The organism is Halobellus sp. Atlit-38R, from assembly GCF_003665925.1.
In the GTDB taxonomy this organism is placed as follows: domain Archaea; phylum Halobacteriota; class Halobacteria; order Halobacteriales; family Haloferacaceae; genus Haloquadratum; species Haloquadratum inordinatus.
On the sequence record NZ_QXIJ01000018.1, the window covers coordinates 1 to 24,404 of the forward strand.

The 24,404-nt window shown below is 55.7% G+C and carries 24 protein-coding genes; 16 read left to right on the top strand and 8 right to left on the bottom strand.

All coding sequences use genetic code 11. The annotated features are described in order from the left end of the window. Window positions 1-197 (top strand): helix-turn-helix domain-containing protein (locus tag D3D02_RS16170; RefSeq protein WP_147435645.1); only part of this gene is annotated, 197 nt, incomplete at its 5' end. 405 nt (window positions 198-602) lie between these two features. Here D3D02_RS16170 and D3D02_RS16175 read toward each other — a convergent pair. From D3D02_RS16175 to D3D02_RS16190, 4 genes are all read right to left on the bottom strand, one after another. Further along, on the bottom strand, window positions 603-2,861 hold the full coding sequence (locus D3D02_RS16175; protein WP_394337738.1) for a PAS domain S-box protein: 2,259 nt from the start codon (window positions 2,859-2,861) through the stop codon (window positions 603-605). A 54-nt stretch (window positions 2,862-2,915) separates the two neighbouring features. Beyond that, the gene (locus tag D3D02_RS16180) at window positions 2,916-4,370 is read right to left on the bottom strand and encodes a globin-coupled sensor protein (protein ID WP_199723135.1); all 1,455 of its coding nucleotides are present in this window, start codon (window positions 4,368-4,370) and stop codon (window positions 2,916-2,918) included. A 253-nt stretch (window positions 4,371-4,623) separates the two neighbouring features. Beyond that, window positions 4,624-8,385, bottom strand: a complete 3,762-nt coding sequence (locus tag D3D02_RS16185) for a PAS domain S-box protein (protein ID WP_121571012.1) — start codon at window positions 8,383-8,385, stop codon at window positions 4,624-4,626. 646 nt (window positions 8,386-9,031) lie between these two features. Beyond that, entirely contained in the window at window positions 9,032-9,544 is a 513-nt protein-coding gene (locus D3D02_RS16190; RefSeq protein WP_121571013.1) for a hypothetical protein, read from the bottom strand. Between the two features lie 358 nt (window positions 9,545-9,902). Here D3D02_RS16190 and D3D02_RS16195 point away from each other — a divergent pair, with 358 nt between their 5' ends. The 8 genes from D3D02_RS16195 (at window position 9,903) to D3D02_RS16230 (ending at window position 19,478) form a co-directional block, all read left to right on the top strand. Next, window positions 9,903-13,784: an Eco57I restriction-modification methylase domain-containing protein gene (locus D3D02_RS16195; protein WP_121571014.1), complete on the top strand. Its 3,882-nt coding sequence runs from the start codon at window positions 9,903-9,905 to the stop codon at window positions 13,782-13,784. A gap of 148 nt (window positions 13,785-13,932) precedes the next feature. After that, window positions 13,933-14,193 (top strand): AbrB/MazE/SpoVT family DNA-binding domain-containing protein, encoded by a 261-nt coding sequence (locus tag D3D02_RS16200; protein WP_121571015.1) that lies wholly within the window; start codon window positions 13,933-13,935, stop codon window positions 14,191-14,193. After that, window positions 14,193-14,600, top strand: a complete 408-nt coding sequence (locus D3D02_RS16205; RefSeq protein ID WP_121571016.1) for a hypothetical protein — start codon at window positions 14,193-14,195, stop codon at window positions 14,598-14,600. The genes D3D02_RS16200 and D3D02_RS16205 overlap by 1 nt, the downstream gene beginning before the upstream one ends. A 189-nt stretch (window positions 14,601-14,789) precedes the next feature. Continuing rightward, window positions 14,790-15,629, top strand: a complete 840-nt coding sequence (locus tag D3D02_RS16210) for a hypothetical protein (protein ID WP_147435646.1) — start codon at window positions 14,790-14,792, stop codon at window positions 15,627-15,629. Further along, window positions 15,626-16,138 (top strand): hypothetical protein, encoded by a 513-nt coding sequence (locus D3D02_RS20415; protein ID WP_147435647.1) that lies wholly within the window; start codon window positions 15,626-15,628, stop codon window positions 16,136-16,138. The genes D3D02_RS16210 and D3D02_RS20415 overlap by 4 nt, the downstream gene beginning before the upstream one ends. A 23-nt stretch (window positions 16,139-16,161) precedes the next feature. Further along, window positions 16,162-16,401 (top strand): hypothetical protein, encoded by a 240-nt coding sequence (locus D3D02_RS20680; protein WP_158599395.1) that lies wholly within the window; start codon window positions 16,162-16,164, stop codon window positions 16,399-16,401. A gap of 315 nt (window positions 16,402-16,716) precedes the next feature. Further along, window positions 16,717-17,994, top strand: a complete 1,278-nt coding sequence (locus tag D3D02_RS16225) for a hypothetical protein (RefSeq protein WP_121571019.1) — start codon at window positions 16,717-16,719, stop codon at window positions 17,992-17,994. Continuing rightward, window positions 17,991-19,478 (top strand): hypothetical protein, encoded by a 1,488-nt coding sequence (locus tag D3D02_RS16230; protein ID WP_147435648.1) that lies wholly within the window; start codon window positions 17,991-17,993, stop codon window positions 19,476-19,478. Before D3D02_RS16225 ends, D3D02_RS16230 begins: the two co-directional genes overlap by 4 nt. Window positions 19,479-19,597: 119 nt before the next feature. Here the strand turns inward: D3D02_RS16230 and D3D02_RS16235 are convergent, their stop codons facing one another. The 3 genes from D3D02_RS16235 to D3D02_RS16240 all read right to left on the bottom strand — a co-directional run bounded on the left by D3D02_RS16235 (window position 19,598) and on the right by D3D02_RS16240 (window position 20,371). Beyond that, window positions 19,598-19,795, bottom strand: a complete 198-nt coding sequence (locus tag D3D02_RS16235; protein WP_121571021.1) for a hypothetical protein — start codon at window positions 19,793-19,795, stop codon at window positions 19,598-19,600. Between the two features lie 124 nt (window positions 19,796-19,919). After that, entirely contained in the window at window positions 19,920-20,042 is a 123-nt protein-coding gene (locus D3D02_RS21525) for a hypothetical protein (RefSeq protein WP_255410171.1), read from the bottom strand. Further along, entirely contained in the window at window positions 20,039-20,371 is a 333-nt protein-coding gene (locus D3D02_RS16240; protein WP_121571022.1) for a hypothetical protein, read from the bottom strand. The genes D3D02_RS21525 and D3D02_RS16240 overlap by 4 nt, the downstream gene beginning before the upstream one ends. Before the next feature lie 154 nt (window positions 20,372-20,525). Here D3D02_RS16240 and D3D02_RS21665 point away from each other — a divergent pair, with 154 nt between their 5' ends. After that, window positions 20,526-20,759, top strand: a complete 234-nt coding sequence (locus D3D02_RS21665) for a winged helix-turn-helix transcriptional regulator (RefSeq protein ID WP_121571023.1) — start codon at window positions 20,526-20,528, stop codon at window positions 20,757-20,759. Here the strand turns inward: D3D02_RS21665 and D3D02_RS16250 are convergent. Next, window positions 20,738-20,977, bottom strand: coding sequence for a MarR family transcriptional regulator (locus tag D3D02_RS16250; RefSeq protein WP_121571024.1), 240 nt, complete (start codon window positions 20,975-20,977; stop codon window positions 20,738-20,740). The genes D3D02_RS21665 and D3D02_RS16250 overlap by 22 nt on opposite strands. 202 nt (window positions 20,978-21,179) lie before the next feature. Between D3D02_RS16250 and D3D02_RS16255 the strand changes: the two genes are divergently transcribed. Genes D3D02_RS16255 through D3D02_RS16285 form a run of 6 tightly spaced genes read left to right on the top strand, consistent with a single transcriptional unit; the run spans window position 21,180 to window position 24,274 of the window. Beyond that, a complete protein-coding gene (locus tag D3D02_RS16255) occupies window positions 21,180-21,548 on the top strand; it encodes a hypothetical protein (protein ID WP_121571025.1) in 369 nt (122 codons plus the stop codon). Continuing rightward, a complete protein-coding gene (locus D3D02_RS20990) occupies window positions 21,548-22,774 on the top strand; it encodes a PadR family transcriptional regulator (RefSeq protein WP_199723136.1) in 1,227 nt (408 codons plus the stop codon). The genes D3D02_RS16255 and D3D02_RS20990 overlap by 1 nt, the downstream gene beginning before the upstream one ends. Further along, window positions 22,771-23,028, top strand: coding sequence for a ribbon-helix-helix domain-containing protein (locus D3D02_RS16270; RefSeq protein WP_121571026.1), 258 nt, complete (start codon window positions 22,771-22,773; stop codon window positions 23,026-23,028). Before D3D02_RS20990 ends, D3D02_RS16270 begins: the two co-directional genes overlap by 4 nt. Then, window positions 23,021-23,344, top strand: coding sequence for a hypothetical protein (locus D3D02_RS16275; protein WP_121571027.1), 324 nt, complete (start codon window positions 23,021-23,023; stop codon window positions 23,342-23,344). Before D3D02_RS16270 ends, D3D02_RS16275 begins: the two co-directional genes overlap by 8 nt. Then, on the top strand, window positions 23,341-23,715 hold the full coding sequence (locus D3D02_RS16280) for a hypothetical protein (RefSeq protein WP_121571028.1): 375 nt from the start codon (window positions 23,341-23,343) through the stop codon (window positions 23,713-23,715). The genes D3D02_RS16275 and D3D02_RS16280 overlap by 4 nt, the downstream gene beginning before the upstream one ends. After that, the gene (locus tag D3D02_RS16285) at window positions 23,708-24,274 is read left to right on the top strand and encodes an HNH endonuclease (RefSeq protein ID WP_147435650.1); all 567 of its coding nucleotides are present in this window, start codon (window positions 23,708-23,710) and stop codon (window positions 24,272-24,274) included. Before D3D02_RS16280 ends, D3D02_RS16285 begins: the two co-directional genes overlap by 8 nt. The last annotated feature ends 130 nt before the right edge of the window (window positions 24,275-24,404 follow it).

Here is a 24,404-nt window from a genome sequence, read left to right on the forward strand (position 1 = left end):
TTGACGACAACCCGGCGCCGGCCTCAGACATCGCAGAGGCTGCCGACACTTCCGTGCAGAATGCTAGGTACCACCTTGAGCACCTCTGCGAAGCCGACCTTGTTGAAACAGTAGACACGTGGTACTCGAAAAAAGGGACCGAGATGACCGTCTACGCACTCTCCGTCGAAGAGTTAGTTATTCAACTGAGGCGGTAGCGCGGAGTCCCCTTCCTCAAAGCACGAGCGGAGCGAGTCTTTGCTCTACCGAACCGCTGGACGTCGCCCGCTCAGTGATGGCGCTCAGTCCTCGTCGAGGAGTGACTGACCGTGGGTTGCTCGGGAAACTGCGCAGTCCCGGCGGCGAGCACTGTGCCCCAAATCAAGCCCGCGGCGTGCCCGATCGGATTCACTCTCATCCCTGTGGGATCAGGTGTTGGGAGTACCGGCAGAAGATCCCAGATCAATTTCAAGTCTCCACCCACTAATTAACGACTTGTTCTAGTGCTTCTGAATCAACAAACTGGTACAGTGGGGCACTGTCCAAATCCCCATCGTGTTTCTTGAGTGCTTCGTAGAGCTATATCACCGTATTCCGATCCGAGGGTGACCGAGGTGCTGCAGTCATACTGGCTCATCGCTCCCATTGTTCTCTCCAGCTCGTTCCCAGATAGAACGCCCATCACCGGTGATGCCAGCAATTTCGAAGCGAGCACCACCGGCTTTACTCTCAGTAACGTTGATGCTCCACCCGTGAGCGCTGACGATCTGGTCGACGATGCTCAACCCGAACCCAGTTCCCGCGTCCGCCGTTGAATACCCGGCGTCGAAGATTCGACTGCGCTCCTCCTCTGAGATTCCAGATCCGTCATCACTTATATAAAAACCATCGTCCAGCTCACCGACAGTCACCGTAACATCTGGGCCGCCGTGCTCGATCGCGTTTCGCATCAGATTCTCAAACACCTGTTTCAGCCGACTCGCATCCGCTCGGATCGAGATCCTACTATCGAGTTCGACCACGAGTGAGGCGGTCGTTGTCTCGACAGTGGTCCAACACTCCTCAACTAGTGCCGCAAGGTCGACCGACTCGAAGTCAGTGACCGTTTCTCCCTGTCGGGCCAGCGTCAGTAGATCGTCGATGAGTGCCTCTATTCGATCGAGTGCACCCTCGACGTGCGATAGCTCCTCGCTCTCACACTCGTCTTTGGCGAGTCGGAGCCGTCCTTCGGCCACATTGAGTGGGTTGCGAAGGTCGTGAGAGACAACGCTGGCGAACTCGCCTAGGCGGTCGTTCTGGCGTTGCAGCTCTTGGGTGCGTTTTTTCCGGTCGGTAACGTCTCGCTGCGTGCCAAGATATCGGATAAGGTCGCCATCGGCGTCGTACACCGGCGCCACGCTCAGTTCGTTCCGGAAGGGTGTCCCGTCCTTCCGGTAGTTGCGGAGTTCGACGGTGATCGGTTCCTCGTTGTCGATCGCCTCCCGCAACCGAGCCACGGTTTCGGGGTCAGTCTCGTCGCCCTGCAAGAACCGACAGTTCCGTCCAAGCGCTTCCGCTTTTGTATATCCTGTGAGGTCTTCGAACGCCTCGTTGACGTACACCATCGGGTTGTCCTCTTCGCGCGGATCAGTCAGGGTGAGTGGCGCGTGAGCGTGGTCAATCGCTGTCCGGAGGATCTCCAGTTCGCGCTCGGCGGCCCGTTGCTCCGTGATGTCGTTATTGACCGCAACAAAGTGGGTGATTTCTCCCGACTCGTCGGTCACCGGCGCGATCGTCTGGTCGATGACGAACTGTTCGCCGTCTTTGCGTTCGTTGATCACCTCGTTACGCCAGACGTCGCCGTCGAGAATGGTTTCCCACAGGTCTTCGTAAAACGCTTCGCCGTGTTCTCCCGACTGGAGGATAGCTGAGCTCTCTCCGATTGCTTCCTCGGCTGTGTATCCAGTCATCTCCTCGAAGGCAGGATTGACGCAGTCGATGACGCCGTCGGTATCCGTACAATAAATCGCATGGCCCGAGGATTCGACGGCACGCTGGAACTTTCGGAGTTGCTGTTCGCGTTCTTTGCGCTCGGTGACGTCTGTTATGAAGCCAACAACCCGGGTGACTTCGCCGTTGTCGTTACGGATCGGCTTTCCTTGGACATATACCCAGCGTTGGTAGTCCTCGCTTTCGTTGACTCGATGTTCAAGTTCAACGGTTTTCCCGTCTCGAAGCCGTTCGACAGCCTGCGCCACGTGCTGTCGATCTTCGGGATGAGTTGCGTCGAGAAAGCCCAATGGATCGTCGCGGAGTCGGTCTATGGGGATGCCGTAGAGTTCCTCGAAAGCGGAGTTGATGAATATCACCTCGTCCATATCTGCTGTGAAGATCCAGAGTATGTTCGTGGTCTCCTCGGCGAGTTCTATGAGCCAGCGTTCGATCTTGTTGGCGCGTTGCTCCGACTGGCGCTGAGCAACGGCGTTGTCGATCCGGTTAGCCAGAAGTTCGTACTGTTCTGTGCCCGTCCTTTTTTGTAGGTAGTCGGTCACTCCCTTCGAGATCGCCTTGCTCGCGACTTCTTCGGACCCTTTCCCAGTATACAGAATAAACGGGACATCAGGATATCTCTCGCGTACCCGCTCGAGAAACTCGATACCATTGAGGTTGGGCATATCGTAGTCAGAAACAATGCAATCAATCTCGTTAGTTTCGAGATAGTCAAGCGCTTCTTTGACATCGAGTTTACTGTGGACCGACAACAGATTGTGATTCTTTTCCAGAAACGTGGCAGACAGATCTAAGATACTCTCGTTGTCATCAACGTGAAGGACGTCGATTCGCTCACGTTTAGCAATTTGATTCGTGTTCAGGACGAGGTCGAAGTCGTCGTTATATGCCAGAGGTTGCCGTCTTTGATGCGGCGATGATCTTTCTGAACCTTCCATATCTGATTATCACTCAGTAGTCAGTCGCTGTACCGTCTCGCTGATCTGGTCGACGTTCTCTGCCTGTTGTTCATTTGCCACGGCGATATGTTCGACTTCGTCGGCGACCGAATCTGCCTGCTCGACTAATTCGTCGACCATACTCGCAACTTCCTCAGTGCTGGCGGCTTGGTCGTCGGTCGCATCCGAGACCTCGCGGATGCCCTCTGACGCCTCTTGGACGGATTCAGCGATATCTTGCAGCGTGTCCATCGCCGTAGTGACCTGCTCGATACCTCGATCGATCGCCTCGGTGGTTTCTTCCAGACTAGCAACTGTCTCCGCGGTGTCGCCTTTGATATCTGAAACCAGTTGTTCGATCGTGCTTGCGTGCTCTCGAGACTCCTTTGCAAGACTCTTCACTTCACTTGCGACGACCGCGAATCCATCTCCTGCCTCGCCAGCACGAGCAGCCTCGATCGAGGCGTTCAGTGCCAGCAGATTCGTCTGTTCGGAAATGTCGTTCATCACCTCGACTATTTCGTCAATTTCGTCGACTCGCTCTTGCAGTCCTTCGACGTCAGTCGCGACAGTCGATGCGGAGTCATCAACTCGTTCCATCACTTCGATGGCATCCGTTGCAGCCCCTCGGCCTTCTTGAGCGAGTTCTTCAGCACGCTCGCTCATCGTGGCTACCTCGTCCGCAGTTGATGCGATCTCCTCGACAGTAGCAGACATATCCGCGATTTCGCCCGCAACCTGATTCATCGACTCCGCTTGGTCTTGGGCCTGCTCACTGAGCCGCTCAGTACTCGCCGTGATATTCTCAGCCGACTTCGTGGCCTGCGCCACTTGCTCATCGACGTCGGTGATGACCTGTTTTTGTTGTTCCAATTTGGTTTCGAGTTGCTCGCTGTACGAATGGATGTAGGTATCCATAGCTACCTGCTGGTCGAGATTCATCACCTTTAGCATAGACCGCGTGCGGTCGGCGAGTGCATCCAGTGCCTGCTCCGGCGTGAGGGTTTCACCTCGTTGTGTCGCATCGCCGCCATTCGTTTGTGCGAGGTCTGCTTTCAGGTCAGCAACGATGGCGTCGACCAGGTATCGGTAGAAGATGCTATAGGCGCCGAAGTAGATCTTCGGCCCGAGGTCCAGCATATCGTGAATTTTGCCGATACGGGCCCGACTCTCGAAGTGGGTCCGACCGTACTGGCCATCGAACAATCCCCCCAAGTACTCACGCTGGTTTTCTTTGAGTGCTTCAATGCCTTTGCCCGATCGTCCGAATATTTCAATGGTTTCGTCGTATGATTCCAGGTGGTCGTAAAACGCCTCGACAGCGTCGTCGATGACCGGTTCAACAACGCTACCGAGATTTTCGAGTCGTCGCTCATCTTCCGGCTTGAAGTTCGTGAAATCTTTTCGCCAGTCGATCTGTTGTTGATCGATCTCAATGTCGTCTACCAACTGCGCACCGTCCACCTGCTTCCGATTAGCAGCGGTTATTTGATTGTCCACTGTGACTGTTTATTATCTATCTGTATGTGAAGTATCAACACAATAACTGAGGCGGACTTGTTCACTGAACCTTATATGTAATGTATGCTCTGGGATTGAGACAGAAAATCAATTGTCTAAATCGATCTTTGTAACTAAACGCACACGAACTTAGGCTCACTCTTTGTCAGGATTCGTTTTGAGTGCTGTCCTAACCTGACATACGAGACGTTTCAACCTACGTGACGAGTGAACGGTTAGTGTCCTCGATGAGGTTCTCAAACAGTGTCTGTTCTGCCTTTCGGATATGTTCGTGAAAAGTCGAGTTGGAGAAGTCAAACATCTCTGCAATTTCTTTACCGCTTACACGTCGAGGAGAATCAAAGTATCCGGACCGATAGGCTGTCTCCACGACTTCGCGCTGTCGGGGAGTGAGGGCTCCTAGCGGAGTATTGAGTGATGTCTCTCTCGAATTGAACGGAGTATCAGATTCTCGTTTGGCGAGCAGTTGCGCGTTTTCGTAGTGCGACGTAACTATGTTGACAGCCTGTCGAGTATTGAACGCTTCTGGAACTTCGACTGTCAACCAACATCGAGTACGATCAGCGACCAGTTGTTGTAGAATAAGACCTCTGTTGGACAGCATCGAGCCGATACACGGTTCGGTGATCCGTAACTGAATGAACGTATCATTTGGGCGTTCGATTAGACGGCCTTCCTCAATTCCGTCCAGTCGCTTGGCCTCTTTGAGTAGTTCTTCGGGCGTGCCATTAGCTACGCTGAAGAAGGCAAGTGTCGACTCCCCCCTCTGGGAAACAACCCTTTCGAGTTCGATTTCACAGTCGAGTACAGCAGCCAATCGACAGAATAGAGTGGTTTCGTCTCGAGCCTCGAACTCCAGTTCTGTCGTCTGCGTCGTGTGTAAGGCCTCCTTTTGTTCGATCGCAGCACTCGCGTGAGCGGTCAAATCACAGAGTTCCTGTAGGACGGATCTCAGTGCATCCGGGAACCCCGACGTCGACCGTGAGTACACGGTGAGCGCGCCATAGAGTGCTTCCCTGTAGATCAGCGGGACGCTTAGGACGGATCGAAACTCCCGTTCGATTGCCGTACTTCGCCACTCGCCGTGTTGGATGTCAGTCGCGATATTCGAGCTGCCACACGCGTCTCGTGACTGTAACGCCTGTACTGACGGTTCAGGGTCTGTACTCTCATCTAGCGTGAGAGGTACGCTGTCAAGATAGTCACTGTCTGTCCCAGCCTGCGCCCGGGGAGCCACCGCTTTTTCTTCGAGGTCGACGTTCCCGATCCAGGCGAACTCGATCGCATCGGACGCGACCAGTCGCTCACAGACCGACTGCTCAAGTTCTACTCGTGAGTCCGCCTGAACGATCGTATGAGTGATATCGCGGATCTGTTGATTTAACGATTCGATTTCCTGCAGTTCTCGTCGCTGTTCTCGGAGTTCCTGCTCCCGCTCGGTGTGGTCGAGCGCTGACCTGATCGTGGCCCCTAGTGTCTCCACGAGATTGGCCGTCCAGTCGTCGAACATATCCGGTCGCGTATCGGCCGCGACGAGAAGCCCCCAATCGTCTATCGGAACGGCCAGTTCACTCCGGATCGTCCGCTCAAACTCGTAGTCCGTCTCTCGCGTTCTGAAATCATCGACGAGCGCTGTCTGTCCGTCGGCAAATGCACGCCACTCAACACCGATCCCAGGTTCGAAAACGGGGAGTTCGTCGATTTCTTCAGCTTCTTCGCTTGAGGTGGTGTGGACAGCTGGTCCGAGTTCCCACTTGTCTTCGTCGAACGAATAAAACGCGACAGTGGTGATTTCGAGGACGTCCGCTAGCGCCTCGACTGCCGTTCGGGTTACCTCGCGTTCAGCCTCGGCATCAAACAACTCGTGTGTTACCTCGTTGAGCGTGTCCAACCGGCGTTGGTATTCGAGTTGGTCGGTAATGTCCTGTAGAACCCCGTATACAACGTCATCTCCTTCGAGTTCAACTTTCTTGGCGGTAATCTCGACTGGGATTTCTTTCCCGTGTTCGTCGACGATATGGGTCGGAGAGCCATCGGGCAGGTGTCGCCACGTTCCGCCTCGTTCTGTGGCCTTCCTGAATATCGCGTCGTAGCCGTCGTTTTTCTCAGTGGGATGGAGGGAAGCCCGCGTTTGGCCGATAAGTTCGGCTGTTGGACAGCCGATGAGTTCTCCGGCAGCGTCGTTCGCTTCGATGACCTCCTCCGTCCCAGGATCGACAGCGACGATCGGGACCGGAGCCAGTTCCAGCAGCTTCTGGTAACGTTTTTCTGCTCGCTGTCGGGCCTGTTCTCGCTCCTTACGTTCGGTGATATCGCGGAAGTAGATAGCGACCCCATCGTCATCGTTGGGGTACGCCTGAACGTCGAACCAACTGTCGAGCTTCGGGTAATACTCGACAAACGAGGCTGGCTCCCGAGTGTCCATAACTTCGCGATACTTCTTTTCGAATGTGGACCCTCGTGCGTCTTCGAACACCTCCCAGAAGGTTCGATCGAGAAGTTCAGCTTCAGACGTATTCGCTAACTCTCCGCCCTTGCCGTTGATAAATGTGCAACGCCAGTCGGAATCCACCTCAATGATCCCGTCAGTTACCCGATCGACCACTTCCTGCCGCTTGCGTTCCTGCTCTTTGTATTCGGTGATATCCTCTTGTGTCCCCAAAAACCGAACGAGTTCTCCATCAGTGTCGTATACCGGAGAGATCGTGACTCTGTTCCAGAACTCGGTTCCATCCCTCTGATAGTTACGGAGTTCTACTGTCACCTGCTCCTCGTTATCGATCGCTTCTCTGAGTTCCGTGACTGGCTCCTGTCGAGTGCTTTTTCCCTGAAAAATACGACAATCTCGGCCGATCAGTTCTGATGCAGTATACCCAGTCAGATGTTCGAATGCTTCGTTCACGTACACGATGGGATTGTCATCACTTCCCGGTTCCGCCATTAGAAGAGGAGAATTTGCCTTCTCGATCGCTTGCCAGAGGAGATCTTTCTCTCGTTGCTGTTCTTTGCGTTCGGTGATGTCCGTAGCCGTACCAAACCATTCGACAATTTCGCCGTCCTCCAGTATCGGTACGGCTTTTGAATGCGTCCATCCGACGGTTCCATCAGCATATTTAATCCGGTGTTCTAGTTCGAACGGACTCTGTGTCTCGATCGCTTCGTCGATTGCTTGGCCGACACGTTCTTGCTCATCTTCTGGAATATACTCTTGCCACGTGTTGAGGAGGCCGTCAGCGACGAAGCCTTCTCCAGCGAGTTGGTATATTTCGGACCAGTCAGGGCTTATTCGATAGACTCCCTCCGTGGTGGCTTCCACCAGCGCTTTGAGTCGTTGCTCACCCCCCTGTACCGTGTTTTCGGTATATTTGTGCTCGGAAACCTCGTTAAATAGGATGGCAACGGTGTGATCAGTAGGGTCACCAATCCGGAAGGCATCAATCTCATACCATCGCTCGCCAAGATTCTCCGCATATCCTGTAAACTGAACGGGCTCACCAGTTTGTGCCACAGCACCATATTTTTCGAACCAGTGGTCTTCGTGGTCTGGCTCCAATTCGCGTATCCGTTTGCCCTCCGGATCTCGTAAGTCAGTGCGTTTCTCAAACGCGGGGTTTGTTTCGAGGAACCGATAGTCGGCTGGCTGGTCATCATCGTCGAACAACACCTCGATAATACAGAATCCCTTCTCGATTGATTCGAATAGTCTCCGGTACTTTTCCACAATCTCCCGCTTAGTCACTCTGTGTTCTTCTACCGGTTGCCACCAGACACGGCCGCGAGCGCCGACTTTCTTTGTCTCCAACACACCATCTTCGACGAGCGTCTCAAGTCTGTTGTAGATCGTTCGGTCGGTACAGTCGAATGTCGTGGCGACCTCAGGCGTCGTAAGGGGTGTGCCAGGTGGCCCAAGCGCCTCGAACGCGTCCCGCACCTGCGCGAGAGATGGAGCCGAGCTCATACATCGCACTGTTGGTGAAGAAACATAGAATTTCGCTTGACGGAAAAGAGGTGACTTTTGCAGTACGTATTCCTCTTGTGCCGGCCAAGTGGATGGGTTATTGAGTATCAGTACCTCACGAAGCTCGCAAGTTGAATCTCAGCGCGTCGTGCAGTCCCGGGAAACCGTGCTGCACGCTGTAGAGGAGGAGTGGGATCGCCCCGAGGACCGTGAGTTCAGTAGCGGTGACCAGCCACGATTTTGCGCGCACTACTGGTCGCTCTCAGGAGTCCCATAGAATCCTTGCGATCGTGACGCTTCGTCGCACTGTTTTCGTAGTGCATATCGACCTTTTCTTTGGATGATTTCGGCGTATGCAGCCGGGTCTGACGGGCTGTAAAACGTCTATATCCGAGTCGGGGCGATTTGTGGCGGTCACAGATACCTCGACAGGATTCGAATTCGGCGCTTGCATAGCGAAATTGCTCGACGAGGGGGTGAAACCCTGGAAATCGACAGATGCTCGCATATTATGACGTTGTAGACTGCCCGAAAGAGCGTCGAGCACATTCAGACCGAGATCTCCCTCGATGTCACCGGTCAAGCCGAGATCTAGTCACGATCTTCTGTGACGTGAACGGCTTTCGAATATGTCTTGCAGGCGGATCTACCTTGCTGCCGTCGACGGGCCTCGAAGCCGTCCCTGAGTGTCCAGGTACTCGATCGCCCCACGGATAGTTGCTTCATTGTCCGTGGCCATATCGACTGTCGAACTCCCGCCACTGTAGAGCGCGTCGAGCTGCTCGAAGTGGTCATCACCAGGGGTCAAAAGTCCATAGTGAGCCATTTGGACGCCCTTCAATAGTTTCCCGTCGATTGGGCGAAGGGTGGCGCAGTTCGGCTCCCACTCCCCGACCGTAATGATTTCATCCTCGTCGTTCGGTGTGCGGATCACTCCGAGTCCGCCGACGTGGCTAATCTCGATGATTCGATTGAAGGCACTGCCCGCGGCCCCCCGCCGGTCTTTATCGGGGACTTGGGCACTGCCGAGGGATTTTCCAGAGTCGTAATCTGCAACAAACAGCCCTTCGGCGGTGAGCCGAGCCTGGACGGCTGGCGAGATGCCAGGTTTGTTGTAACACCGGATTACGGGCGGATCTGGTAAGTCGAGTACACGCATCTACACCGAGGCTGTCACGAACCAGTCACTAAACTGTCTTGGTGGGTGATATAGGCGTAAGAATGCGCACGCGCACGGATCGGGGCAAGAGTGGACAGCAACTGGCCGGCCCTGATGCCGACTTGGATATCGAGGGCGAGTATGTCATCCATCGCGTCCCCGAACACGGTGGCAATCAGTACCGGTCAGTCCTGTACTGTAGTACCGGCCGCTTCCAGGATGCGATGGGCGAGCGCTTCAGTGTTGAACTTGGTTGAGCAGAACCCCTGGTGATCGGGACTAGTTTGGTCTGGTTCAGCCGATTTCGTGTGAACACTGGATACCATCCTTTTTGACAACTGACTGTCTGAGGAGAGGTATGTCGGATTCGCCTGCGATTCTTGATTCCCTCCACGGAATCGCTGCACGCCTTGATGCGGATATGAGCGAAAAGGACGTGGAAAACGCCTTCCTCAACGAGCAGTTCTACACGCACCTCGGATACAAAGGCGCTGGCCACGACCTACGTAGCGAATGGACGCTTCCTGATGACCGTCGCCCGGACTACGTGACACTCGACAGTAACGAGTCGGTCACGGCCGTCTACGAGTTCAAATCCACTGGTCGCGATCTTGCGGGTCACAAAGACCAGCTCTTCCACTATGTGACGGAACTCAAAGCTGACTACGGCGTGCTTACCAACGGCGAGCAATTGCACCTCTATCGCCGCGAGGGGCGTGCTCGGCTCCTGACAATATCGCTTGCAGATGCCACAGCAAGTGATGCCGCTGACCTCGAAGCGGCGCTCCAGAAACCCGACTGGGATATTACGACCCCGGAGAGCGTCACCACCTTCCTCGATCGCCTCGACGAGGTTGAACTCGATGGGCAACTCGGCCGAGAGCACTTCTTCGAGACGTTCCGCTTGGAGGAAGACAGCCCCTTCGCCGACCTCGTGACGGCGATGATGGACTTACTTGAAGAACTCCGCGACGAGCAGGAGGCAAAGTTCGTGAAGGGAGCCTATGATTTCTGGGAAGCCAGCTATGCGAGTGCACCCGACGAAACCCCTGATTCGTGGGAGCCCTTTATCGACGGCAAGCAGTCGCTTCGTGACTTTATGTTCTGCCTGGAGTCCGGTCACGCCCTACTTGCGCGGCTCCTCCTGGCGAAGGCCACCGACGATCACGACTTCTTCCCGAACAGTAAGGGCCTCCGCCGATACTTCGATGAACTCGGTGGGTTCAGTGGGCAGATAGACCTCGACGCCTACCCGGTTGCAGCGAACGGGATGATCGAGGATATGCGCAACCAGCTCGTTCAGAGTCTCTTCGAGGACGACATCTTCATTTGGTGGACGGATGGCTACGGTGAGCAAACGGCCAGCCAACACGAGAACCCGTACAATCGCTTCCGTGACGTTGCGAAAGAAGGCAGTGACGTCAGTCGGGTGAGTCCAGCCACCCGCGAGCGATTCAGTCGCGCGATTGCGCACGTCTCCTTCGCAGTGTTGAAGTTCGACTTCTCTCGCATCGAGGGCGACCCGCTCGGCGACCTCTATCAGCGCTACTTCGACCCAGAGACGCGCAAAGCTCTCGGAGAATTCTACACTCCACAGCCGGTCATCGACTACATTATGGACGGTGTGGACTACAACGTCGGCGTTTCACAGGAACGGCTCATCGATCCGTCCTGTGGATCCGGGACATTCCTCGTGGAGGCGGTCGAACGCTATCTCGAAGACGTCCGCCGATACAACGATGACCCCGATTGGGCCGACCACCTTACCGAACTCTGTACGACACCCCACATTGTGGGTCTGGACATTCACCCCTTCGCGGTGTTGATGGCCCAGATTCGGTTTATGGTCGCCATTCTCCCCGAATATCGGGAAGCCAAGCGTGCGAACGAGGACTTCACGATTCGTCGATTACCCATCTTCCGGACGGATTCACTCCGGAACGAGCGTGAGTTGACAGGGATCGATCTCGGAGATGATGGGCAGACGCAGATGACGCTGGATTCGATCACCGAGGATAGCCAAGACGTGAAGATCCCGGTGCCGCTCCCGATCGAGGTCGATGACGACGACGTCGCCGAGACAGAATTAGAGGATGGATTCCTCGTCCAACGGGTCCGGATGCCCAAGTACGATACGGCGAAGGTGAACGCCGGGGTGCGGAACTTCGGAGAGTATTATGCGGCCCTGCAAGGTGTCCTGGACGTCGTCAAATTCCATATGCACGAGAATTGGTGGGAGTACGGTGGCGGCCTCGAGGAGGGCATCCATCGCTATACCACTCGTGAGTACGACGGTGTCGAGGACTTCTTCGAGCCGTACGTCAACGACATTCTGGCGACAGTTCGGTATCTCAGGGAGGACCACGGCGACGGACGCCTGTTCAAAATGTTCGAGGACAGCGTGCTCGCGCTCGTCGTGAAGAACTATATGCAGTACCAGTACGTCGTGGGGAACCCACCGTACGTCCGGATCCAGAACCTCCCCGATCAGCAGAAATCGGTCCTCGACGAGCTGTACGAGTCGACGACTGGAAACTACGACCTGTACTGTCCCTTCTACGAGCGAGGGCTCGACTGGCTCGAAGAGGGGACCGGGACGCTCGGATACATCACGCCGAATCAGTTTATGGTGACTGATTACGGAGCGGGACTGCGTCGGGTGCTCCGTCGAGATGCCGCTCTCGAGGAAGTGTATGACTTCCGCGATTCGGGTGTATTCAAGGACGCAACCAACTACCCGGCGATCGTCATTGCAGCAGACGAACCGGATGAAGCCACCCGTGATGAGAACCAGATCCGATGTGTCCGGGTGAGGGCTAACGTCGACGAAGACACAGGACGAGCACTCGACGAGGAGATCGTCGCCGCCGTCCGTGATCATCGGGGCGAGCCGGGATATGGTGATGAGTTCATCGACGTCTTCGACTTCCCGCAGGCCGAGCTTGGGGATGGCTACTGGTCGTTGATGCCACCGGCTGAGTTGGATGTATTCCGGAAGTTGGAGGAGCAAGCTGACGCACGCATTGAGTCAGTTACTGACGCCGTTTTTCAGGGGATTCGGACGAGCGCGAACAAGATCTACATCGTTGATGTGCTTGATGCTGACCGGATCGAATCGGACGATACAGGGGATGTAGTAACGATCGTGCCGATAGGAGAATCGGAAAAGTACGAAATTGAGACCGATCTCCTCCGGCCATTTCTACAGGGAAATGAAGTAAAACGTTGGCGTGGGGATTGGTCGGGCCTCCACGTTGTTCATCCCTATTTCGCGGAGGGTGGAAATGGCAAGGAACTTAACGCGGGACTCTACTCAGAAGACTACCTTCGCGAGAACCTCCCAAAGACGTGGGATTTCTTCACTGCTCATAAAGAGGCGCTTGAAGATCGAGAAAGTGGCCGAATGAGAGGGCGTGATGATTGGTACGGCTACATCTACCCTAAGAATCTCGGGAAATTTGAGAATCCAAAAATCATCCAAGCACACATTTCTGAGGATGCGACTTTTATGATTGATGAACCAGGGACTTGGTACTTCACAACTGCCTATGGTATTCTCTTGACTGAGCAATATCGGGGAGAGACACAAGAAGTTGCTTGTCAGCTGAACTCAAAGGCCCTCGACTTCTACTTTAAGCACATTACAACGGTCAAGGCAGGTGGGTACTACGAGTACCGCTCACAGTACGTGGAAAAACTCCCCTGTACGACTTCGGGAGCAGATAGAAAATTCGATACGCTGCGAGAGAAGGCGAGTGAAATCACGGATACTATTGATCTCGAAAGCAAGACCGAACGGTTCCCCGAAGCGTATCTCGGGGAGTTCGATGGTGATCTTGGATACATCGACTACGAGTGGCAGACTCGTCGCTACCCAGTGAATGCCGAGATCCAAGAGAAGACAGACGGACGGTTCGCAGTCACAGCTGGCCGTTCTGACGAGATCACGGACCCATTGATGGATAGGGGCGACCGTGAAGAGCAGAAGCTTCGAGCGCAGTACGTCCACGCTGCCGTCGACGGGCGGAATATGAAGAAGGGAGAAGAGCAGACGATTCCGATTCCGCGATCACAGGCTGGTGTGGAAGCGCTCGTCGCAGCATTGGAAGCCGATCGGCAGACAGTTGCGGAGACGAGCATCGACGACCTCGAGGCGGAGATCGATCAGACGGTGTACGATCTATTCAACCTCACCGAGGATGAGCGGGACGTGATCGAAGACTATCTCGACGTATTCTGATTGCCTCGAAACCACGTCCTGCCGATGGGGGCTGAACTCTAGCAGGGTGTCATAGAAGCTTTCGTACACCTACACAGAGATCTCTCAATACAGGATACGAACGTAGCACCTCCACAAAGCTAAGGTATTACGCAGGGTATTACTAGATATGAGCAAGTCCACCCGCGTCACGGAGAAGGGACAGGCCACGATCCCGAAGGATCTCCGCGAGAAGTACGATCTGGAGCCCGGCGACGAGGTCGTCTGGATGGACACAGACGAGGGGATCGTCGTGAAGAAGCGTACGAACACAGGCGGCCGCGGGATGCTCCTTCCCGAAGACACTCCGGAGGAGAAGCGGCAGGAGATCGCCGAAGAGCTTAAGCAGCGCGTTCGCGAGCGTCGCGACCGCAACTACGAGGAAGCCTGATGGCGACGTACACCGCCGACGCCGTCTCCCTGCTCGTCTATCTCGTCGACGCTCTCCCGTCGGAGGCCGACCAAGTATTTGCCGAGGCCGAGGCGGGAGAGACCGTGCTTCAGGCACCGAGCACAGCGCTCGCAGAAGTCCTGTACTCAGTTTCTCGCGACAAGGACGTTCGGGGCATCACCCTCACCGGCACGCCGGAGGACGCCCGTCAGGCGCTCGTCGGGAACGGACCAATCTCGGTCGCACCGATCGATGATGCCGAGCTGGTTGAGTACGCGCAAGTAGTCGATGAGTTCAGTATTCACGACGGAATGATCGTCGCCAGCCACCGCGCGCAGGATACGGAGGCGATCATCACGACTGATGGCGAGATCGGTGACGCGGACTATCAGACCGTCTGGGATTAGGTTCTGTTGACGATGTTTTAGGAGGGTTATCTGAAGCGCTGATCGAACGCGATACGAAGGTGGACGAGATCGAGGATAGCTCAAACCAATGGCTACGACTACTTTCGAGTTGGTTGCAGTTGAGTATGCTTCCAATCAAACGTTACACAAGCAGAAGTTTTATACTACTATAATTTAGGGATCTGATAAATGAATTTCCTTGTCTATACTGCGGAGCCGTTAGATAACAACGCTACATTGGCGAGTTTTGGGCAAGGTATAGACAAAAATCTCGGAAGAATGATCAATTTAATCGGAGATATGGATTTAGATCGGGTCTTGGAAAACCAAACGGTCAGTCTGCTTGTTGATAATGTGAAATATAACAAGGGTTCTGGCATAGTGACTGCAGATATCTATAAGCAAACAAACCCCGGAAAGGCGCTTCACCAGTTAGCAGAAGATGACGATGGAATCTCTGTCCAGAAAATCATCTCGGAGCACGAAGACGCGTTTGTCCAAGGATTACTTGGAATGAAAAAGGTGGATAGCGAGGTTCATATTCTTGTTGAGAATACGTTTGGCTCTTTCTTTGTTGCCGCCTGTAAGGGAATGGACATCACGCCCCACTATTCCTCTAAAACGATTCAGTCAATTCAAGAGTCGAAAACGATCGGCAAGACAACGCTGGATTTTGCTGAAGACTACGATTTAACTGCATCTCTTTTCAAGCCCCCCAACGACGAGGATATTCGAGAAGACGAAGGATTCGGGAATATCGACATCGCGAACAAGATCACCTCTCTTCTAGACATCTCTCGGGCACATAGAATGTCCCTTGACATCAACAAGGATGAGTGGCTGAATAATGTCGATGTGTTTGACGAACTGATTGAATCCGGCATCGTGACCAAAGTGCGGGTGGAAAAGACCAAAGACGGAGTTGTAAAGCTTGGTGAGGGTGGAGACCGTGCAATCAGAGAGAAGGTCAATACGAGTCGCTCGGGTAAACAGGCTATTGCCGAGGCTTTCAACAATCTCCCTCAATGATACTCAATCTGGTTCGAACGATATTAGAACTCAGCAACTACCTAGAGAAAATTCGCTATCCACGGGTCCGGATATTTGTGTACTCTATCGTGAGTATTGTTGCTGGAGTGTTACTATCCAATAGTCCAAGAGCTGCTGATTTACCGATTCTGACTTTGACCGCGATCCTATTTGGATTTACAATTAACGCAGTAGTTATGCTCGGGAATTCTTCTGAGCAATACCTGTCTGGGGACACAGATCACAGCGGGCAGCTCAGAGACTATTATGAGAAGTCGCTCCACATTTCGATCCACACTCTTGGGGTGGGGATTGTCACGATCATCGTCGCAGGAGTCTTTCAGTTATTTCCCGATCTCAACATCTACACAGCGCAAACGCGACTGCTAGGTTACGGAATTAAAATTGAACTGGTGGCTGCAGCTGTGTATTCTCTCTCAGTCTACTATTTGATTGTCTTCTCGATTGTAATCGCGTCAGCGGCAGAGTTGGTTAAGATCAGGATATAACTAGTCAACTCTGATCAGGGACAATGAGCAAACACCGTGCTGTCAGTCGCGCAATTCGACACAGTCGGAGAGAGATCGAAGACTCACTCGATGGCCAGAGCCTCAGCGAGCTCCTGGGCTCGAGCCACCGCAGCGTCCGCCTCGGGGTCTCCCGTCCCATCGATCTTCGAGAGGAGTTCGACAACAACACTGGCGCGATTGGTGACGACCGCCGGATCATCGATCCCACACAGATCGTCAGCGACCGCCTGGGCCTCACCTAACAGGCGGCTGAGAGTGCGATCGACTGGCCGTTCGGCCGTGACTGCGAGGCACTGCTACAGTTCTGCTTTCGTGTCATCCGGCATTATCATAACGTATCGTGGCTGATCCTCGTATACCACCCAGTCGTGGGGGCGGTCTCATCATCTCCGAGAGTGGCTAACTAACACTCGATGGCTATTGTGTTCCAATGTTGGTTAGTTTTGTACCGCTGGACCTGAGTGAGCCGTAACCAACCTCGTTCCATCGATAAATGTCTATCATAGAGGATAAATCAACTACAATTATAAGAGCCTGGTTTTTGTTACATAGCCTGTATGACTGCGTCTGGCTTGGCTGGGGAGTACGATGAAGAGATATTCCACAGGTTAGAACCTCGTAGGAAGCAGACCCTCTTCGATGCTCTCAGTCTCTTTGAATCAGATAATCTCGATAAATCGGACTACGAGTTCGATGGGATCCGGCGCGCGCTCTGTTCTAAATATGTCAGCAAAACCCGGGAGTGGCTTGGTGCCTACGAACGGCTCGACGATGAGAACGTCGGTATCGATCCAACAGTTCGCTATATAGCCGAAGAGTACGAGGTCGACTTTGAGGAAAGCACACCGGAATCAAAGTACCAACTCGCGCTTCGTGTGCTCCAAGAGGGGCTCGCCAGCGAACTGGACAACATCATAATCGGCTCACGGATTCGGAGTGTAGCCTCGACAAAAACGTACACCTACACTGATACGGTAAATCTGGATGGGCTCAAGCAGAGTGTTTCCGATTTCCACGAACAATGGAATTCAGACGATCAGGCCAAAGCAGTCCGGGTGAAGATCGAAGAAATCGGGGATGGAAGTATCGTCTTTCATATCACTGCAGAGCGTGGCACACAACCGAACAGGGTCCGGGTATTCCGATTCCGCGAGGAAGACGAGGAGATGCCCGCAAAACCCGAAACAATGACAAAGGAATATCGAGCGGTCAAAGCGTGCCGTGTATATATCGACTCCACGGGCGAGGACACAACAGTCGTCCTGACTGAAGGAAAACAAAGATGGAAACGGATCCTAAACGCTCTCTTCAGCCAGTTATTCGACGTTGAAGACTTCATAGGAGAGCTTACGACGAAACGATTAGAGGCCGCCGGAGAACTCGAAGCGGATGCATCGGAAGCAATCCAAGAATCCGATGATCCGATCGAAAAAACGCGTCAGTTGATACGAGGTCACGCAGAAACAGCGAAGGAACGAGTGCGAGATTCTGACTCGTTGCCGCAAGATAAGAAGGAAGCAGTCATCCGATGTTTAGAAACCGTGGAGTACGACGGCTCGCAAGTCATCGATGATCCATCTGTTGCAACAGAGGAGTTCTCACTTGTCGGGCGAGAAGGACTGGAGGCAATTTTCGATAGAGTCGACCAGATGCGGGATAGTTTCCTTGATCTGCTGGCTACTGCCGACGACGAAAATGCAGCATTAGTCCTCTCGATTGACAACAGAAACGTAGCGGTCAGAAGCGGTGACTACCAGCCGACCGATAGTGCCCGACTATCGAATGATGCACAACTGGCCTTGAAATACTTCTTCGACGAGGAAGACGTGGTATGAGCGGACCGCCATTCGATGCATTAGTAGAGGCAATTGAACTACGGCTTCGAGATGGGACGGTAGCTGAGACAGATCTACCCCCAACTCTCAGCGAAACATCGTTCGTGTCCTCAAATCTAGAACTCCCACAACGCTGTCCGAATCAACACTGTCGCGCACCGCTTCGGAATAGCGAGGTTGAGGAAGAAAACCAGAAGTTACACACTCGCTGTACCGGAAGTGGCGGTGAAGTCCACAAGGAGACTGTCGATCTAGAGACCTGCCGATATTTTGATCTAGAATGGCCGACGGTGTTGGAGGCGGTGACAACCAAAATCGATCAGGAACTCGATTATTATGACTCACAGAGTCTCCCGAGTTCCGTTCACGGTGTAACGCAGGCAGGGCTCCGAGTCTCAATTATCGGAGGTCGGAATCCAGAACGAGAGGCGACTCAGGTGTATGTACACGCGTTACGAGAGAATCAGCCCACGATGCTGCTGGTTCCTGATGGGGAGATCGACGCGTACCTAGAGACACAGTCGCTGTTCACGACTGGCAGCCTCGTCTACACAGTTCCACTCTCGATGTTGACGGATGATCAAGAGTATCTTGAGAAACCAGTCCGAGCGATGAAGCAGATCCAGACGCTCGAAGCAGATCTCGCCCAAGAGCAATTAGATGCTGATTCACACAAGGTGGTTGGGCGGATCCATTCCAATCCCCGCTATATGCTTACTGAGCTCAACCATATGCGCCTTCTACGGACTAACAAAGAGCTCCCACAGAGTTCGGGAACACGACTAGAGGAAGTCGGATACGCTGCATTCTCTACGTTGACACCCAGTTATCCGGATGCGGGTGGGGAAGACAATCGCGGCGAAGAACTTCCTGATCTACTTTTCAAGATCACAGATATCGCACCAGATCCGGATAATAAATACTCTACAGTGGGTGGCATCGTTGATACAAAATCCGGAGACGAGGCGAACTTTGGAGACGAAGAAACAGAGGGAAAGCACACTGAGTATCTCAGCCGGGCGCGGAGGCACCTCGATACGGAATATCTCTCCCACATCTTTGTTGTGAACGAAATCGATGGGCAGCAGGAGATCGCCTTCTTCGATAAGATGGCAGATTCCTACAACTCGAATGAAAATATGGTCGTGTGGTACGTCGATGCGCTGGCGATGCTCCTGGAGGTAGCACTTACTGTCAACCTGAGAAACGAGTTGCAGTTGGTTGGCGGTGATTTTCAGAAGCTATTCTATCCGTTCTTTGTCACCGAAGCTTACAAACAAACCAGCGTCAGTGGGATCACGAGAAAGGTTGGACAGAGTCAAGAAGACTATGATGAGAAGTATCTAGAACGGCCGCATCTCCACGTCATAACGACTGACGTTGTGGAAGCACGGATTCGAAACTTCATCGATTCACCATCAGAGGTCAAACAGGACCTCGCAGAATACTTCCGCGAGACCTCTGTGCTGGCTGATGGATATTAGATTTCTATGAACAGATGGATCCAGGTATAATTACGAATGTGACCTGGAAATTAGCGAGGCGAACAGAAGAATAGGATCTAGGGAAAGCTGAAGCGGGAGAGCAGACCTAAATCAAGTGTTCAGCCGCACTCGTGCACAGCAATTTGCCCGACCAACCCTTTTCGCCCACAATTCGGACACTCGATCTGCTCGGGCCACGGCAGCTCCTCGATCTCTCCTAAAGCTGCCTCGATATGCGCCTGCGCGTCCGCGTTCTCCGCTCGCGTCACGGCCTGCGCGAGATGCATCAAAGCCTGGGCTTTCGGAGACTCGCTCATCGCTGCACCTCCCACTGCTCCTGCTGACACCGCACGCACAGTTCGGGATCCGACGGGCCACGCACCAGCAATCGCCCGCAGCCAGCACAGCTGCTACCGTAGATCCGCGCGGGCGTCTGCGCGCTCATTGCTGCCCCTCCAGTAGTCGCTCGCGACGCGCGTTCCGCACAGGATCCGTTAGTAGCAACGTGGCGACGTCGGCCTCGAACTTCCAGACTGCGCGATCACCCTCGGAACGACTACTCATTCCGAGACCCTCCAGACCGGTTCGGGCGCGCCCAGATCCACGGAGATGTCACCGCGGCGCTCTCCAGTTCCCATATCGATGCGGTTCACGAGCAGGACCGAAACAGCGTCCGCCCACTCACCGGACGCTTCAACCGCGTGTTGCGTGCGCTCGCCCTGGAAGGTCTGGACGGGGCGGGTGCCGTGGTCGTCGACGACGATCGGCTTGACGCGATCGCCAACGAGAATTTCGTCGCCGACGTCGAGGTCGCGGACGTCGGTGATGCGTTCGTGTTCGGTACGTTCTTGAGTCGTGTCGCCGTTAGATGGCGATGGGCTTGCTTGGCTCATCACAGATCAAGACACAGCCCGGCTCGCCTGCTCTAACAGGCGGGCATTTCTGCGAAGAAATTACCCGGTGAGAGTCGACTGTGTCTGTATCTCTCTTGTGGAGCTATGGGGATAAAATTTTTGCCACGTGGAAATTAAGTACTCACTGAGAGGAATGAGTTCACCTCACGGGAACCAGAAAGTCAGTGATGAGGAGATCATATCCGTGATCAAAGAAATAGAGGAACCAGTTGTATCAGCCTCAGAAGTTGCTTCGCGTTTAGGCATTACCCGTACGAGTGCGAATATGCGAATGAAAAGGCTTCGACAGAAAGGGATGCTCAGTCGAAAGAATGTGGGGAACGGCTACGTATGGTGGCTAAACACTCAGCCCGACGACGCTATCTGATGCTTTCCTTCAGGAGTAATCCACCAGACTCGCGCAGACGACTTCATAGCGCTCTTGACGAAACCTTCCTCTTCGAGTTTCTGTAGTCGGTTGAAAGCACCCTGACGAGTCATATCAATCTCTTCTGCGACTTCGGAAGCGACGAGAACAGGATCTGGAGATAGAGCAAACACTCGAAGGATATCTGAATCGTTTACTTGCCGCTTCCGTCCGGCCATACTGGAACATCAGGGGCCATATGCAAAGGTTCTACGAACCAATCTAGCTCTATGCGGCAATTAATTTCCGCGTGGCAAATTTCAAGTGGGAGGGTTCATTTGTAGAGTATATGCGACGCTACGAGCGGATTCGGCGCGCCCACGAAAACGCGCCGACCGAGCTGGACCCTCGGCCGACGCTTGTGGGGTCGTATGTACGACAATGTCGAAAACACCGCGGACCGCCAAAAAACAGGCGGTCACGAACCCAGCTGCACAGCCGACGATCACCGCCGACACCGTGGTCGTCACGAGCCCATACTTCGAACGCGACGACTCGGAGAACATCTTCCATCTGCGCGCACGCGACACCGACACCCCAGAACCGCGCTGTGGCTTCGCCGATCGCACCGAGACCGACTGGGAGGCCGCCAGGCGCGGAACTCTCCCGGAGAATGCGAGCCTCTGTGAGTGGTGTGACCCGAGCGTCGAGCACCGCCACCACAATCCCACGCACTCACTCGCCGCGAAACTCGCGGATCCGAACGTCCGCAGTGTCGCCGACCTCGACAGCGAGGAGGTGGAGCGCTGATGAGCCGACTCGTGTCGGTTCGATACCGCTGTCCGGAGTGCGACGCGACGCACGTCCGACCCGAAAACATCGACGGCGAAGACCCGGAGCAAACCCGCGAAGGCGAATGCTACGCGCCACATCCCGCACGCGGCGCTGACTTCGAGGGCTGCGGCAACGAGGTCGAACTCGAAGCGATCGCGTGGAGAGAAGATCGCGACGGCGAGTGGATCTCGCTCGTCGAGGACACCGAACTCGTCACCGACGGCGGCCAGACGCTCGCCTGCCCCGAGTGCGGCTCGACGAAGAACATCTTCCGGCGTGCACCCGGACGACACAACTCCACGGTCGATCCCAACGAGGACGTCTGGCGCTGTTCGGACTGTGGCGCAGACTTCGACGAGCCCGCGCGTCGCGACCGCCAACGCAAAAGCGGCCGACGCGGGCTCGCGGGCCGGCTCGCAGCGGCCGATAAAGACGCCGTCAGTGCCGACCAGGACGACTCGACGCTCGTCCCGGACGGCGGCAAGATCGCCGACACCTTCGACGAATTTAGCGATCCCCAGACGGATCCCGAGCGCCGCTGCCGGCGCTGTGGCGACGTCGTCGCCCGGAAGTACCTCCACGAGGGCGTCTGCGTCGGCTGTCGGTACCGCGAACACGCGCCCACTCGCGAGCCACTCACGGACGGCGGCCGCGCGCCCCCGGACGTGGACGACGTCGTGGGCGCGCCTGCAGGCACCACCTGCGATCTGTGGCCCACGCCCGCAGGCCCCTGCGGCGAGCCCGCGGTCGTCCTGTACGTGTACACGCATTCTGCGGACGAGCGCCCGGTGAACGCCCTCGCGTGTGACGAGCACGCCCCCGCGTACCCGGACGACCACACGGACACCGACCTCCGCACCGACGGCGGCCACCTGGAACGTCCCGACGTCGAACACGGCAAACAGTGGTACAGCCTCCGAGCCTTCCAGCGGGATTGCCTCGTGGCAGTGAGCGTCTACACCGACGCCCGACCCCCCAGCGGCCGAGAGATCCAGGCGTACCTCGAACGCTGGTATCACGACTCCGTCCATCACAGCCAGCTGTACACGAACCTCGATACGCTCGTCGAGGCGGGCCTCCTCGAGAAGACGACGCTCGATGGCCGGACCAACGGCTACCGACTCACGGCCGAGGGCGAAGCCGTCCTCGATCGCGGCGCGGTGCATCTCCAGCGCGCCGCCAACGGGGGTGAGAAGGCGTGAGCAAGCCCGACGACACACGGACGCGCGGGCTCGAAGCGACGCCCGGGCGTGCCCGCCGCGAAACCGTCCGGATGCCCCGTGAGTTCCGCGTCGGTATCCAACAACTCGTCGACGCCGAGGTCTTCGACAGCAAAAGCGAGTGCATCCGCGCGGCCGTTCGCGAACTGCTGGTCGCCCACGACGCCCTCGCGACGCCCGTCGACGGCACCGCGACTCGTGCCCAAGCAACCGATCAGGAGGGTGACGATGCCTGAGGCCGAGTCAGCGCCGGACGTCCACCAACTGCAGTGGGCCGACCTCAGCCGCCTCCTGTATGCGATCGGGCGCGGCCTGCTGGTCGTCGGCGTCACCGCGTGTCTGGTCGGCGCGGTCGCGACGCCGATCGAGAGTCTCCTCAGTCCTACCGAGCCCGTGCAGTTAGTCACGCTCGGCTCGCTCGGCTACGGCCTCGGCAGCCCGCTGGTCGGCTATGGCGCACTGTTCGTCGTGGTCGCCCGACTGAAGGCGGTCAGTGCTGCGGTGCAGCAACTCGAAGCGCCCATTCCGGGGCTTGGAGGTGAGCGCCCGTGAGCGCTGCCGCACCGATCGAAGGCGAGGATGCAGACCGCCTCACCAACACGTTCGCCGTCATCGGCAACTGCTCGGCTAACGACATTATGGATGCCCTGGACGATGGGCTCGTCGTGCGTCTGCACGTGAGCACGGCGGCTCCCTTCGTCGCCGATCACGTCCGCCTGCCTGATGGCCGGATCGCGATGACGGCCTCGAAGTGGGACACCCCGCGACCCCTCCCGGAGTCCTCCCGCGCCGAAGTCGGCTACGGCGTCGCCAACGCGTCCGCGTACACGTACCTCCCGCTCGAGCGCTCGCTGTTCAGTGGGCCGCTCCGAGCGACCTGGAGTAGCAATATCGACCCAGCGGAGGTGCCGACTCGTGACTGACCACACGGCTGTCGCGGCCCGTCACGATCGTGGGCGCCCGCGCACGACCGTAATGGAGGTGCTGTGGTCGAAGACACCCGAGGGCCAGTGCCGCGTCTGTGGCCTTGACGTCACCCACCCGTTCAAGCAGTACTGCTCGCGGTGGTGCAAGCACGTCGCCGAAGCCGTCTACTACCTATATAATTGGGAGTTCGTCTCCAAGTGGGTGAAGTACAACCGCGATCGGCACTGCGCCCGCTGCGGGCGCGGGTACGACGACGCCCACGCAGACCTGCCGACGGACGTCGCCCTGGAGTGCGATCACATCGTCCCGATCGTCAACGGCGGGCACCCCTTCGCCCCGACGAATCTCCAGACGCTCTGTTCGGAGTGTCACGACGAGAAGGGGCTGTCGTCGACGGACTTCCGCGACGACGAGTTCCACGAGGCCCCCAGCCGGGCGCAGTTCGGCCAGTCGCTGCTCGCGGAGTTCGGCGGCCCGACTGCCGACGGGGACACCGAGCCCGCACGCGCGCCCGATGATGGCCTGCTCGATCTTGGAGGTGAGCGCGATGAGTGAGCGAGAAGACCGAGGTGTGTTTGGGTTACAGAAACAACAGCTGCCAATAGGTTTACACATTCTCCGCGTATCGTCATACGTGCGGGGAGTTCAGAGGCACACCCGGTCCATTAACCACGTCTCCCCTTCC